Below are 13,583 nucleotides of genomic sequence, written 5' to 3'. Positions count from 1 at the left end.
CTTCTAAAACCAGCTTTTAAGAGCTGGTTTTTTTATTATTTACGGGGTTTTCGATAAAATACCGGACAGCATCCTCAATTGCCCTATCAATAGATTGATATTGAATCCCCAACTCGTCTGCTGACTTCTGATTAGAATAATAATTACAAATCTGCAGTGCTTTCATATTGGGGGTACTGAGGTTTGTTTTTATTTTTAATGTTCTTAAACCATCACCAATTAATCCAAGGAGACTCAAAAGTGTGTTGGGAATAGCAATCATAACCGGGTTCTGGCTGGTAATCCGGTTTACTTTTTTAAAAAACTCTCTGTAGGTCAGGTTTTCATTGGCCAGGAGATATTTTTCTCCGGTTCTTCCGTATTCAACAGCATTTACTATTCCATTGGCTGCATCTTCCACATGTACAAAGTTCTTACCTCCTTTCGGATAAAATACCAGTTTCTTTTTCCATGCCCAGAAGATTATTTTCCCAGAACTTGGCTTGCTGTCATATGCTCCGATCATCAACGTTGGATTAACAATGATAACCTCTGTGTTCTTACTATTTTTTAAAAGATAATCTTCCGCAGCCTGCTTGCTTTGAGCATACAGTGAATGGGTAAAAGGATAGATTGGGGGTGCTTTTTCGTTTCCCCGGAATGCGGTGTTTCCAAATCCTAAGGTATTGGCAGTACTCACAAACAAAAACTTTTTAACGCTCATCAATTCTGCATGGGTAAAAAGATTTACAACGGCCTCGTAATTCACTTTTCTGTATTCATCATAACGAAGATTCTGACGTGTTTCTGCTGCCACATGAACAATACAGTCAATATCGGTCAGGTGCCCAGAAATATCGCACAGAAGATCCGCTTCCACAAGCTTCAGATTTTCGTTTTCTTCGCCCAGCCAGCTGCTTTTCTTACGCACCAGAGCAATAACAGAATAACCATTTTGTAATAATTTAAGGATAACATTAGTTCCCAGAAGCCCTGTTGCTCCGGTTACACATACTTTTTTCATGCTTCGATCTCTCTTTTTATAGCCTGGGTCATCAATGGCAGTTTGATCCATATGGGTAAAATTTTCATCACCAGCCAGCTGATTGGGTTCACCATAATTACGGAATCTTTTTTAAATAATTGCCGGAGGCAGTATGAAGCTACTTTATCAGGATTCAAAAGTGTTAATCTTCCCATAAAACCTTGTTTTTCTATTCTTTCACAAACATCCTTATTGGTTTTCATTGCCCCGGGATTCACAACGCTTACAAAAACATTGGTATCTTTCAGTTCTTCATGCAGTCCTCTTGAAAATGAATGGATAAAACTTTTAGAAGCTGGATATACGGTTTTAAAACCAATCGGAGAAAAAGCAGCCATACTTGAAACATTCAGGATATAGGCTTTGGGTTGTTTTAAAAGGTTAGGAAGCAGCTGATGCGTGATCAATGAAGTGGCTGCCACATTCACCTGTAGAATAGTGTTGATATAATCCGAAGAGGCTTCCGTAAATTTTTTTGTTCCCCCAAGCCCTGCATTATTAATCAGAATATGAACATCAAAAGAACGGTTGAGCCATTCTGTAAGCTTCATTACATTTTCATTAACAGAAAGGTCTGTTTCATAGTAATGAGCCTTTATATCATACTGTTTCTCCAACTCTCCGGATAATTCTCTGAGATTCTGATCCGGAAGACTTATAAGAATGACGTTGATTTTTTGTTTTGCAAGATGTTCAGCAAATGATTTTCCAAGTCCCTGGCTTGCGCCCGTGACGACTGCATACGATTCTTTGGTATCCATAAGTTTAAATTGTATGATACAAAGCTATCGTAAAGAGGATGTCTGAATGTTCAGGATTATCTGAACGAACTGATTTTAAGAAATGAAATTAAAACAAACAACTATATGACAATCAATTATTTAAAATAAATAAAAAGTAAGAGTTTATAAACCTGAACTTATTTTCTGAACTCAGAAGGTGTTTGTCCGGTCACTTTTTTAAAGGTTGTATTGAAAGAGGTTTTAGAATTGAATCCGGCTTCATAGGCAATCCCCAAAACAGACAATTTATTGTTGGGTTCTTTCAGAAGTTTTTTGGCATACTCTACCCTAAACTCATTAACGTATTGGAAGAAGTTTTTTCCAAACCCTGTATTGATGACATAAGAAAGATGATGGGTAGAAACGGACAGTATTTCAGCCAGCTTGATCAGGTTAAGTTCACTGTCAAGATAAGGTTTCTGAAGTTCCATGATTTCTTCCAGCAAGGTTTTAATCTTTAATAGTTCTTCATCAGATATCAGTTTTTTCTTTACTTCTTCAGGACCTGAATCTTCATCAATAGAGATCAGCTCCTGTCTTTGTTTTTCTTCTAACGGATAAATTTCCTTCTGCTTCAGAGAATAGTATCCCACGCAGTAGATAACGGATAAAAAGACCGCATTGATAAAGAAATTCAGTGATTTCGGATCATAGAACAGATTATAAATCACATAGATAATATTCACGATAAGTAGTACCAGAATGATATATTCCAACCAGTTCAGATTGATTCCTTCGGTATTGGATGAGAACTGCTGAATTTTCTTTTGATGTTTTCTGATGGTAATATAGGAAAGCCCCGTGTAAAAGAGAGCCTGGATCAGGATCAGAATAATACTGAGATATTCAAATGGTTTTTTATATCCCAGTTTGATCAATATAAGACAAACCAGAAAAGCAGCCGGAAGGATTAAAAACTTAACCGCTGTAAGTTTAAAAGTAAAGGAAGGATTGGTATAAAACAGTACACTAAAGTAAAAAACGATAGGGGTAAAAAACTGGATAAGTCTAACCCAAAACAAGGAATGAAACTCGATGATTGAACCAGTGATGAGAAACAGTACTTCATCCAGCCAAAAAGTAGACCACAGAAAGAGAAATATCCCGAACCAGAAATTGGCCTTATGGTTTACTTTTAAGGGGTTGGCCAGCTTCAGCAGAGAAAGCAAAACCAATGAACCATAGATAAGTATCACGATGAAACTGTTTAACTCTGATGTGTTCATTGGTTTTGATATTTGATTATAAATAGTCTTTTATCCTATTCGCTTTCTTACAAAAATTTCATATCCTAGATAGATGAGCGGAAGTGACATGATTCCCAAGAAAAGAATATTGCTCATGGCCAGCTGCGGATGCATTACAATAGAGTAAACCAATCCGAAAAATGCTCCTCCAAGGTGAGCAGCATGCCCCAGGTTGTCCCACTGCTTGGGATTCAGCATCATGTATACAGAGTATCCGAAATACAGTGTTCCGAATAACCATCCCGGCAAAAAGTTGACACTGATCTCATTCGGAGCCATAGCGATGGAAGCAAAAATAATTCCGGAAACCGCTCCTGATGCTCCAATTGCAGAATACCACGGCTGCTTTTTATAAATCTGCAGGCTGAATAAATTTCCAAGGATCATGGATCCGAAATAAAGAATTAAAAATCCTATTTCTCCAAAGAAACTAATAACCACGCCCTGGAAAAAATACAGGGACAGCATATTAAAAAACAAGTGCATAAAGTCTGCATGCAAAAATGCAGAGCTGATCAGCCTTACATATTCTTTACGATTCGCAATCGCTCCGACGTTGAATTTATATTTTTCAAATAATGCTGTGTTATTGAAACCCATATAGCTAAAAATACATGTGGCTGCAATGATAATGATAACAACTATATCCATTATGTTCTTTTATGTTATAACTGAATAAACATGCGATCTATTCATTTTCATTATTCCCGTTATCCTGGAAAAGATCTCCGATCATTCCTCCGTCTTCATCGGTTTCGCCGGCAGGTTCGGGATCTTCGTATACTTCAGGCTCTTCTTCTGCCGGTTCAGGAATGGCAATATTGATGGCTTTTACTTTGAACTTTGTAAACTGGTTTCCGATGGCTTTTATTCCTTTTACCGCTATAAATTCATCAATATTTATCGTTTCCGGATCGCGTTCTTTTCCTTTATCTTTTGCAAAAATGATTTCTGCAGTGGCATCATTGGCAACAATTACATTTTCAATGAATGATTTCGGATGTTCAGATGGCATAAAAGTCTGTACATTAACTGTATTTTCCAGTAAGAATCTCTTAATGAAATAAATATCTTTTTCTCCATCGTAATAAATACAGGTAATCGGCTGTGCAGGTCTCCACTTTTCCAATACCAGGTATTCATCATCAAAACGGTTGCCAAGGTCAAAAGATACCAGTTTTACTTCACCGTTTGTATTGATAGTCAAAATCTTATCATCTCCTTTGAAGCTTCCCAGCAGTGTTCCTCTTGCATCGGCATTCAGTCTTCTTACCGTATCATCAAACCAGATTTTTCTAGGGGCCAGAGTAGAAACCCCTTCTTCCTTCATATCTACTTTCTTGACAGCGTATTTAGTTACCAGATTTCCTTTGGAATCCCGGCCTTTGATGGCCAGATCGGAGAAGTTAATCTCCATTTTGTTCTTTCTGATTCTAGGGTTTGGTTTTAAAAGCACGGTTACAGTTTCTGCTTCTCCATTAGGGTTGGCTGAGAAATAGAGTGTTTCAGAACCCTTTTTATCTGAAGCTAGCGGATAATCTGTATTTCGGGTTACTCCGGTTACAGAGAATCGTTTCATATAATAAGGTCCTTCCCTGCCTTCACGGTAGATCATATTATACACTGTCCTTTTATCGTTTTTCTTCCATACGGCAACATGAAGGATATCTTTTCCGATGAAAGTTTTCGCTTCCACTTTTACAACCTTCATACTTCCGTCTTTTCTGAATGTGATGATATCATCAATATCAGAACAGTCGAACAAATACTGATCTTTCTTCAAAGATGTCCCGATAAAGCCTTCTTCGAAATTTGCATAAAACTTTTCATTGGCTACGGCTACTTTTGTAGCATCAATGGTATCAAAGATTCTGAGTTCAGTCTTCCTTTGTTTGTCTTTACCGTATTTCTTCTGAATATTTAAGTAATACTCAATGGCATAAGCGATCAGGTTAGCCAGGTTGTATTTCACCTGTTCTATTTTACCTTCCAGCGAAGCGATATTTTCCTTAAACTTATCCAAATCGAATCTTGAAATTCTCTTGATTCTGATCTCTGTCAGTTTTAAGATATCTTCTTCCGTAACGGCTCTTAAAAGATGCTTGGTATGGGGCTTTAATCCTGCATCAATGGTCTTCAGTACATCTTCCCAGGTTTTTACCTCTTCAATATCGTGGTAGATCCTGTTTTCGATAAAAATTCTTTCCAGTGAAGAGAAATGCCAGCTTTCCTGAAGCTCATGAAGTTCAATTTCCAATTCTTTCTTCAGCAATGAAACTGTATGATCCGTATTCGTTTTCAGAATATCGGATACCGTAAGGAACATAGGCTTATCCCCTACAATTACACAGGCATTGGGAGAGATGGTCACCTGACAGTCCGTAAATGCATAAAGAGCATCAATAGTTTTATCCGGTGAAACATCGTTATGGATATGAATAAGGATTTCTACTTTGTCTGAAGTATTGTCCTCAATTTTTTTGATTTTGATCTTTCCTTTCTCATTGGCTTTTAAAATAGAGTCAATAAGATCAGTGGTTGTTTTAGAATATGGAAGTTCAGAAATCACCAATGTATGCTTATCCGTCTGGGTAATTTTGGCTCTTGCTCTTACTTTTCCTCCTCTTTGACCGTCATTATATTCAGAAACGTCAAGATAACCGGCTGTTAAAAAATCCGGATACAGTTCAAATTTCTTACCTTTCAGGTAGGCTACAGAGGCATTGATAAGTTCATTAAAGTTATGAGGAAGAATTTTGGTGGAAAGCCCCACTCCAATACCTTCTACTCCCTGTGCAAGAAGCAGAGGGAATTTAACCGGTAAATCGATAGGTTCATTGTTTCTTCCGTCATAAGACTTTGTCCATTCTGTAGTTTTAGGATTAAATACTACTTCCAGAGCAAAAGGGGTGAGTCTTGCTTCAATATATCTCGCAGCGGCTGCAGAATCTCCTGTATAGATATTACCCCAGTTTCCCTGTGTATCTATTAACAACTCTTTCTGCCCGATCTGCACCATGGCATCTGTAATGGAAGCATCACCGTGCGGGTGATATTTCATGGTATTTCCCACGATATTGGCCACTTTGTTGTAACGGCCGTCTTCCAGCTCCCGCATGGAGTGCATAATTCTTCGTTGAACGGGTTTTAAACCATCATATATTGAAGGGATAGCTCTATCCAGAATTACATAGGAAGCATAATCAAGAAACCAGTCTTTGTAGAGACCGGAGACTTTTTTTAAGCTTTCACCCTCATGCGAATATTCTTCTGTCATCATCTAGTTTATCTTTTTTCTCTTTATTAGTTTTCACTACTTTGTTTAGAGAGAGTTTTAAATCGTTTACTTGTTTTCTGTTCAAATAAGAAATCTGGTACTTCAATATAGCAGAACCATTATTCTTACTTGAAACGGTGATGTATAATCTTTTGAAAAAGAGAATACTGACTACATCATATTTGATCAGCTTGTATTTTGGAAATTCGTCGTGAAGTGGCTTATCCAGAAATGGAATGATATTCCTGTTTTTAAAATTCAAAGCTTCTCCATCGCTGTCATATTCAAAAATCTGTCTTCCGCTGATGTAAAAGATAATCAGCAGCAGAGCAGGAACAATAATCAATAAATAACTTTCTTTACCCACTGCATTAAACCTATATTCATTAGCAGCAAATGCGATGATGCCAACCATGGTTATCATCAAAAGCAACGTGCATAAAAAATTATAAATTGATGCTTTATTACGGTTACTTAGTCTCATTTTATTTTTTTTGGCTGTGTAAGTACTATAATTCCTACTTCATCCAAAGTTGTGCTTTTTTTCAGTCTGCAATGGCTTTACAACCAGTTTTTTAAAGTTATAGTTTTTTTAATTTTCTACTTCATCCAGGAGTTCTTTTTTATCGATATCTGTATCATCCTCTACCACAAGGTTTTCAAGAATAAAAGTCTGTCTGTCCGGAGTATTTTTCCCCATATAAAATTCCAGAAGCTGATCAATCGTCTGGTCTTTTCCTACTACTACTGGCTCCAGGCGGATATCTTTGCCAATAAAGTGCTTAAATTCATCAGGAGAAATTTCTCCTAATCCTTTAAATCGCGTGATTTCAGGATTTTTCCCCAGTTCATTTAATGCTTTTACCCTTTCTATTTCTGTATAGCAATATCTTGTTTCTTTTTTATTTCTAACTCTGAATAACGGTGTCTGAAGGATATAAAGGTGTCCGTTTTTAATCAGATCCGGGAAGAACTGCAGGAAGAAAGTAATCATCAGCAAACGGATGTGCATCCCGTCAACATCGGCATCGGTAGCAATAATTACCTGATTGTATCTCAGGTCTTCCAGACTTTCTTCAATATTTAAAGCTGCCTGAAGAAGGTTAAATTCTTCATTTTCATACACCACTTTTTTGGTAAGACCATAACAGTTCAGCGGTTTACCCTTCAGTGAAAATACAGCCTGAGTTTCTACATCTCTGGATTTTGTGATCGATCCCGATGCAGAATCTCCCTCGGTAATAAAGATCTGGGTATCTCCTTTTCTTTCGGCTTTCTGGTCGTTATAATGCTGCCTGCAGTCACGAAGTTTTTTATTGTGAAGAGATACTTTTTTTGCTCTTTCTCTGGCTAGTTTCTGAATTCCGGATAATTCTTTTCTTTCTCTCTCGGAAATTAAGATTTTTCTTTGAATTGCTTCTGCTATTTCCGGGTTTTTGTGTAAGAAATTGTCCAGTTTACTCTTCAGGAAATCAATGATGAATGTTCTTACGGTAGGTCCGTTGGGCCCCATGTCATTGGATCCTAATTTTGTTTTGGTCTGGGATTCAAAAACAGGTTCTTCTACGTTGATGGAAATCGCAGCAATTATCGACTTTCTGATATCAGAAGCATCAAAACTTTTATTGAAAAATTCACGAACTGTTTTCACATATGCTTCACGGAAAGCATTAAGGTGTGTTCCTCCCTGCGTTGTATTCTGTCCGTTAACGAATGAAAAATAGGTTTCTGTCTGTGATTTGTCGGAATGGGTAATGGCAACCTCAATATCATCATCCTTCAAATGAACGATCGGATAAAGGATATCGCTTTCCAGTTCTTCTTCCAGCAAATCTTTTAGACCATTTTCAGAATAGTAGGTTTCTCCGTTGAAGAGAATTTTAAGCCCAGGATTCAGGTAAGCATAGTTACGGAGCATTCTTTCGATATACTCTTTTCTGTATTTGAAATGCAGGAAGATCTCTCCATCAGGAATAAAGGAAATTTCGGTACCGTTTCTGTCCGAAGTTTCTTTCTCGTCAAAGTTCTCTTTGATCATCCCACGGGAGAATTCGGCAGCTTTCATTTTTCCGTCACGGAAAGAACGGACTCTGAAATAATCTGAAAGGGCATTTACCGCCTTGGTACCGACCCCGTTCAATCCTACAGATTTTTTAAACGCTTTACTGTCGTATTTACCTCCGGTATTCATTTTTGAAACCGCGTCTACCACTTTCCCAAGCGGAATTCCACGGCCAAAGTCACGGATGGTAACTTTACCGTCATCCAGCTTTATTTCAATTCTTTTTCCTGCTCTCATTCTGAACTCATCAATAGAGTTATCAAGAATTTCTTTTAGCAGGATATAAATACCATCATCAGCGGAAGAACCGTCACCGAGCTTCCCGATGTACATACCGGGGCGCAGACGGATGTGTTCCTGCCAATCAAGGGTTCTGATATTATCTTCGGAGTAGGTTGGATTTATTTCTTGTGACATATATGATTTCAGCAAACATACAAAAGTACAAAATTGTCCAAAATTATCCGAATTTTTTCAACTTGTTTTTTTCAATATTTCACTGCAAACATTGTAGTATTTTTAATCAAATTATATATTTACGAAATTATCATTATCAAGTGAAAAATTTCTTTACTTTCCTCATATTCTTTATAATTTTATTCTTTTCAACCTGTTTTTATCACAGATCTCAGGGATCATAAATTAAACAACCTGAATATTGAGTTATTATTAAACTTTATCTCTTAAAAACAATGACCATCCTGTTATGCGGATGGCCATTTTATATCAATATCTACACGGCATGCAATTTCTTCTTTTCCAGCTGCCCGATCATATTTTTCAGCATAGCCGGAACAATCAGCTTATGGAAAGGTCGTACAGGCAGAAAATAAAGCACACCCAGCCAGTTATGATACTTTACGGTAGTGGAAATGGTAAGTGAATTTTCATCAGGATCCACCTTACTCTTTTCAACTAAAAGAGATACTCTGAAATCCAGGTGCTTATCATCTTCTCCCAGAACAATTTCGTTGCTGGTTTTATCAAACACCTTAAAAAGCCCCATACGTTCTCCTACTTCACATTTAAAATTCTTTTCCTTTTGCCGTGTTTCAGCTTCAGATCCGGTCTTCAGCCCGAATATTCCCACTGCTTTATTCCTGAAAGCAAACATTTTCTTTCCCCATTTTGGCCCGCTTGTAAAGAATACTTTTCCTATTTCTGAGATATCGATATTTCCGCCACAGTCTGTAAGTTCTCCCTGAAAACTATCAATATAATCGAAATCTTTTTTTCCCGGAGATAAAACAGATTTTTCAGGAAACTTTGTCTTCGTAATCTTCATTGTCATTGTTTTTATGGTTGTTGTCTAACAAATGTAAGTATCTTTCCATTCATTTAAAAGGGAAATTTAAACAAATGTTTAGATTTATTTAATACTCTGAAACTGACTATTGAGTCTTACAATTTGCCATCATTGTCTTTAAACCTGCTATTTTCTGATTTTTATTACCATAAGTTCAAACTGTTCTAAATATTTCATTAAATTCGGTCAACAAAACTGCTTTTATGATACAACTTCCTTTATCAAAACTTTCCAATGTAGGAACTACTATTTTCAGCCAGATGACTCAGCTTGCCAATGAAAATGAGGCAATTAATCTTTCTCAGGGATTTCCTGATTTTCTGCCTGATTCAGAATTATTAAATCATGTAGATTATTTTATCAAAAAAGGGTTCAATCAGTACGCTCCTCTTGGTGGAATGATTGGCTTAAAGGAAGAAATTGCACGAAAAATTGAAAACAGTCATCAGGCAATATACCATCCGGAATCTGAAATAACAGTTACTGCAGGCGGTACTCAGGCCATTTTTACCGCTATCGCCTCTTTCATTAAAAAGGATGACGAAGTGATTATTTTTGAACCTGCCTATGACTGCTATGAACCTACTGTGGAGCTTTTCGGGGGAATTGTGAAACGATTTAAAATGAAAGCCCCGGATTATGAAATCGACTGGACTGCCGTAAAAAATCTTGTCAGTGAAAAGACCAGGATGATTATTCTTAACAATCCCAACAACCCTTCAGGAAAAATTCTGAAAGAAAATGATATACATAAACTTATTGAGATTGTAAAAGGAACTTCTATTCTTATTCTGAGTGATGAAGTATATGAAAATATTGTTTTTGACGGAAAACAGCATTTAAGCATCTGTAAATACCCTGAGCTGAAAGAAAGAAGCCTTCTTGTAGCCTCTTTTGGGAAACTTTTCCATGTTACCGGATGGAAAGTAGGCTATTGTGCAGCACCAAAAAGCCTAACAGATGAATTCCGAAAGGTTCATCAATTTAATGTTTTTTGCGTAAACACTCCCATTCAGCTCGCACTGGCAGAATACATGAAAAAGGATGAACATTACACCCATCTTAATCAGTTTTTCCAGGAAAAAAGAGATTTCCTGAGAAAAGGCCTTGCAAGCACACCATTTGAACTTCTGGATTGTGAAGGAACTTATTTCCAGGCAGTAAAATATGATAAAATTTCAGATAAAAATGATTTTGATTTTGCTTCAGAACTTACCATCAATCATAAGGTTGCCAGCGTTCCTTTCTCTTCATTTTATAAAAACAGGCTGAACGAGAATGTGATCAGATTATGCTTTGCGAAGAAGCAGGAAACACTGGAAAAAGCCCTTGAAAATTTATCAAAGGTTTAACAGTCATCTATTTTTCACCCACTTGACTTTTCAGATTGGCAGATCAAAACTGTCAGCCTTGTCTGTTTAATCTGCGGAGTATTTATTTATAATATTATTCCTGTCCGATTAAATTAAAGCATGAGTATCAGGTCGCTCCCCTGGACCTATAATTTAAAACAAATACGTTCTATTAGCAGTCAGTAGGATCCCATCGGTATCTGCTGTTAGTAGAAAAAAAATGAAGTCCCTGCAAAAAATAAAGCTCCGGAGGAGTGGACTGTTAATGATACGTAAATATTGATATTTAAATGTTTTTACAGTTTTATCGATAGTAATGTTATCATATATAATCATTATTTAGTGACTTATTTAGTTTATTTTTCCTATTTTATCTAAATCAAAAAAATAATAAATCAATAATTACCAAAATAAAACTACCATGAAAAACAAGAATTTAAACAAAGGAAAAAAATTAACCAGAAAAGAGCTGCATAAATTCCACGGAGGATTGGGCAACATAAGATGTACCAATTCTTCAGGCTACTGTATCTACATCGGACCCGGCTGTTCAGAACAGAAATGTCAGTTGCCGGAACCTCTTGAAGCTGTTGAATAAAATACATTACTCCATATCCGGAATCGGCCGGCTCATTCTGAGCCGGCCGATTTATTTAAAGATAATAATTCACTTAAGGTTATTATACTTTATAAAAACATCCCTCCTGAAACTTCAATTCTTTGCCCGTTGATCCATCTTGCATCTTCCGTACACAGGAACGCTACTACTCCACCAATATCATCCGGAAGACCTACTCTTCCCAAAGCTGTAGCACCAGCTACCATGGCATTGATTTCTCCATTATCTCTCACCCTTCCGCCGCCAAAATCTGTTTCAATAGCTCCCGGCGCTACAACATTGGCTTTGATTTTTCTTGAACCTAATTCTTTTGCCATATATTTTGTGAGCATTTCAACGCCTGCTTTGATGGATCCGTAAACAGAAGATCCCGGTGTTGCGAATCTTGCCAAGCCTGAAGACACGTTGATAATTCCTCCTCCGTCATTGATAAATGGCAATAATTTCTGAGTCAGAAAAAATACACCTTTAAAATGAATGTCTACCACATCGTCCAACTGTTCTTCCGTCACTTCTGTAATCGGTGAATATAGGGCTGTTCCTGCATTATTGATCAGGTAGTCAATATGAGTGCTTCCTGTATTTTGCTGCAAGTGATCTGTTACGTTTTTCACAAAAGTATCAAAGCTCTTAATATCTTTTGTGTCAAGCTGAAATGCAACAGCATTCCTTCCCATTGATTTGATCTCATTGACAACAGTTTCTGCTTCTTCCCTGTTGCTTCTGTAGGTGATAATTACATCCAGTCCTTTTTGAGCAATTTTAATTGCTGAGTTTTTCCCTAATCCACGGCTTCCTCCGGTTACCAGTGCAATATTTGTTTTTGTGTTCATTGTATTTTGATTATTTTGATGGTACAAAGTTGGGAAATTTTCAGACTGAAGGGTTTGCTTGAATCAATCTGAAATTTGCAAAATTCAAATCAGGAACGAAATTCTAATGGAGTAAAAGAAGTTTTCCTTTTAAAGAAATTAGAAAAGTGGGCAATTTCCTCAAATCCCAGCGCATACGATATTTCTGAAACATTCCATTTCGTCTGTTTTAAAAGTATTTTAGCTTCCTGAATAATCCGGTCCGAAATAAACTCCGTAGTAGTTTTTCCTGTACTTTCCTTTAATCTTTTGTTTAAGTAATTGACATGAACCGCCAACCGGTCTGCATAATCTTTTGCAGTCTTCAATTGCAGTCTCTGTTCCCAGGATTCTATAGGGAACTGTCTTTCCAGCAGCTCTATAAACAAAGAAACCACTCTCATAGATGCATCATTTGACGATGATATTTTGGAAGCAGGCTGTAATTTCTGTCCGTAATGGATCAGCTCCAGAACATAGTTTCTGATAAGATCATATTTAAAAACATAATCTGAGTCAATTTCCTTTTTTATCTTTTTAAAAAGGTTTTCAATCTCTTCTGCCAGCTCACCATCAATTTCAAAGATCGGCACTCCACCTGGCTGAAATATAGGAAGATCTTCGAGGTTATAGTACGATTTATCCTTGATGAAAAAGTCTTCGGTAAAAACACAGAAACTTCCTGACTGATCAGGGTCTTCAGGAACCCAGTGATAAGGAACCTTAGGCGTTGCAAATAACAAAGCGTTCTGTTTAATTGAGATGACCTTGTCTGCATATTCTGCCCGGTTCCGTCCTTTTATAAAGCTGATCTTATAATACTTCCTTCTGTTATAGGGCATTTCAGAAGTGGTTTTTACCTTTTCGATGGTCTGGGCAATATCGAAGACATTAAAATGACCAATGTCTTTGTGAAGTCCCTTTGGAAAAATACTTTCAAGATCTTTGCCCAGTTTGGCAGCCATCTCATTATAAAAATCTTCCAGTGAAGTAAATGCTAATTTTTCCATCACAAATAATTTGTAAAATTCAAATATACGAACTTATCAACCAATATTTTTTG

Annotated in this window: 12 protein-coding genes; 2 read left to right on the top strand and 10 right to left on the bottom strand. The window is 36.9% G+C overall.

The annotated features are described in order from the left end of the window. Positions 1–16: 16 nt before the first annotated feature. The 8 genes from ACLI50_RS02000 to ACLI50_RS01965 all read right to left on the bottom strand — a co-directional run bounded on the left by ACLI50_RS02000 (position 17) and on the right by ACLI50_RS01965 (position 9,677). Complete coding sequence (locus ACLI50_RS02000) at positions 17–1,054, bottom strand: NAD-dependent epimerase/dehydratase family protein (protein ID WP_395973848.1); 1,038 nt, start codon at positions 1,052–1,054, stop codon at positions 17–19. Next, positions 1,000–1,785, bottom strand: coding sequence for an SDR family NAD(P)-dependent oxidoreductase (locus ACLI50_RS01995; protein ID WP_202838773.1), 786 nt, complete (start codon positions 1,783–1,785; stop codon positions 1,000–1,002). The genes ACLI50_RS02000 and ACLI50_RS01995 overlap by 55 nt, the downstream gene beginning before the upstream one ends. Positions 1,786–1,943: 158 nt before the next feature. Further along, positions 1,944–3,032 (bottom strand): helix-turn-helix domain-containing protein, encoded by a 1,089-nt coding sequence (locus ACLI50_RS01990; protein ID WP_395973851.1) that lies wholly within the window; start codon positions 3,030–3,032, stop codon positions 1,944–1,946. Positions 3,033–3,062: 30 nt separating this feature from the next. Beyond that, positions 3,063–3,704, bottom strand: coding sequence for a rhomboid family intramembrane serine protease (locus ACLI50_RS01985; RefSeq protein ID WP_137905634.1), 642 nt, complete (start codon positions 3,702–3,704; stop codon positions 3,063–3,065). A gap of 37 nt (positions 3,705–3,741) precedes the next feature. Then, the gene (locus tag ACLI50_RS01980; protein ID WP_411413049.1) at positions 3,742–6,333 is read right to left on the bottom strand and encodes a DNA gyrase/topoisomerase IV subunit A; all 2,592 of its coding nucleotides are present in this window, start codon (positions 6,331–6,333) and stop codon (positions 3,742–3,744) included. Continuing rightward, positions 6,308–6,814, bottom strand: a complete 507-nt coding sequence (locus ACLI50_RS01975; RefSeq protein WP_110010987.1) for a hypothetical protein — start codon at positions 6,812–6,814, stop codon at positions 6,308–6,310. Before ACLI50_RS01975 ends, ACLI50_RS01980 begins: the two co-directional genes overlap by 26 nt. A gap of 108 nt (positions 6,815–6,922) precedes the next feature. Next, positions 6,923–8,809, bottom strand: coding sequence for a DNA topoisomerase IV subunit B (locus ACLI50_RS01970; protein ID WP_227943794.1), 1,887 nt, complete (start codon positions 8,807–8,809; stop codon positions 6,923–6,925). Between the two features lie 316 nt (positions 8,810–9,125). Further along, a complete protein-coding gene (locus tag ACLI50_RS01965) occupies positions 9,126–9,677 on the bottom strand; it encodes a DUF2867 domain-containing protein (protein WP_411413048.1) in 552 nt (183 codons plus the stop codon). A gap of 224 nt (positions 9,678–9,901) precedes the next feature. Between ACLI50_RS01965 and ACLI50_RS01960 the strand changes: the two genes are divergently transcribed. Together ACLI50_RS01960 and ACLI50_RS01955 are read left to right on the top strand one after the other, a co-directional pair. Continuing rightward, positions 9,902–11,050 (top strand): methionine aminotransferase, encoded by a 1,149-nt coding sequence (locus ACLI50_RS01960; RefSeq protein WP_411413047.1) that lies wholly within the window; start codon positions 9,902–9,904, stop codon positions 11,048–11,050. Between the two features lie 421 nt (positions 11,051–11,471). Further along, on the top strand, positions 11,472–11,648 hold the full coding sequence (locus ACLI50_RS01955; RefSeq protein ID WP_171006339.1) for a hypothetical protein: 177 nt from the start codon (positions 11,472–11,474) through the stop codon (positions 11,646–11,648). A gap of 89 nt (positions 11,649–11,737) precedes the next feature. On the opposite strand, the gene ACLI50_RS01950 is transcribed toward ACLI50_RS01955, so the two are convergent. After that, on the bottom strand, positions 11,738–12,502 hold the full coding sequence (locus tag ACLI50_RS01950) for an SDR family NAD(P)-dependent oxidoreductase (RefSeq protein WP_202838767.1): 765 nt from the start codon (positions 12,500–12,502) through the stop codon (positions 11,738–11,740). Positions 12,503–12,591: 89 nt separating this feature from the next. Continuing rightward, the gene (locus ACLI50_RS01945; RefSeq protein WP_411413046.1) at positions 12,592–13,530 is read right to left on the bottom strand and encodes a helix-turn-helix domain-containing protein; all 939 of its coding nucleotides are present in this window, start codon (positions 13,528–13,530) and stop codon (positions 12,592–12,594) included. Between the last annotated feature and the right edge of the window lie 53 nt (positions 13,531–13,583).

The sequence above is a fragment of the Chryseobacterium cupriresistens genome (assembly GCF_046614675.1).
Lineage (GTDB): Bacteria > Bacteroidota > Bacteroidia > Flavobacteriales > Weeksellaceae > Chryseobacterium > Chryseobacterium cupriresistens.
This window is presented reverse-complemented; position numbering and strand designations above follow the sequence as displayed.

Coding starts and splice junctions, on each gene's coding strand:
- ACLI50_RS01980 (WP_411413049.1), bottom strand. CDS start 6,333: ATGATGACAGAAGAATATTCGCATGAGGGTGAAAGCTTAAAAAAAGTC.
- ACLI50_RS01965 (WP_411413048.1), bottom strand. CDS start 9,677: ATGAAGATTACGAAGACAAAGTTTCCTGAAAAATCTGTTTTATCTCCG.
- ACLI50_RS01960 (WP_411413047.1), top strand. CDS start 9,902: ATGATACAACTTCCTTTATCAAAACTTTCCAATGTAGGAACTACTATT.
- ACLI50_RS01970 (WP_227943794.1), bottom strand. CDS start 8,809: ATGTCACAAGAAATAAATCCAACCTACTCCGAAGATAATATCAGAACC.
- ACLI50_RS01955 (WP_171006339.1), top strand. CDS start 11,472: ATGAAAAACAAGAATTTAAACAAAGGAAAAAAATTAACCAGAAAAGAG.
- ACLI50_RS01985 (WP_137905634.1), bottom strand. CDS start 3,704: ATGGATATAGTTGTTATCATTATCATTGCAGCCACATGTATTTTTAGC.
- ACLI50_RS01995 (WP_202838773.1), bottom strand. CDS start 1,785: ATGGATACCAAAGAATCGTATGCAGTCGTCACGGGCGCAAGCCAGGGA.
- ACLI50_RS01950 (WP_202838767.1), bottom strand. CDS start 12,502: ATGAACACAAAAACAAATATTGCACTGGTAACCGGAGGAAGCCGTGGA.
- ACLI50_RS01975 (WP_110010987.1), bottom strand. CDS start 6,814: ATGAGACTAAGTAACCGTAATAAAGCATCAATTTATAATTTTTTATGC.
- ACLI50_RS01945 (WP_411413046.1), bottom strand. CDS start 13,530: ATGGAAAAATTAGCATTTACTTCACTGGAAGATTTTTATAATGAGATG.
- ACLI50_RS01990 (WP_395973851.1), bottom strand. CDS start 3,032: ATGAACACATCAGAGTTAAACAGTTTCATCGTGATACTTATCTATGGT.
- ACLI50_RS02000 (WP_395973848.1), bottom strand. CDS start 1,054: ATGGATCAAACTGCCATTGATGACCCAGGCTATAAAAAGAGAGATCGA.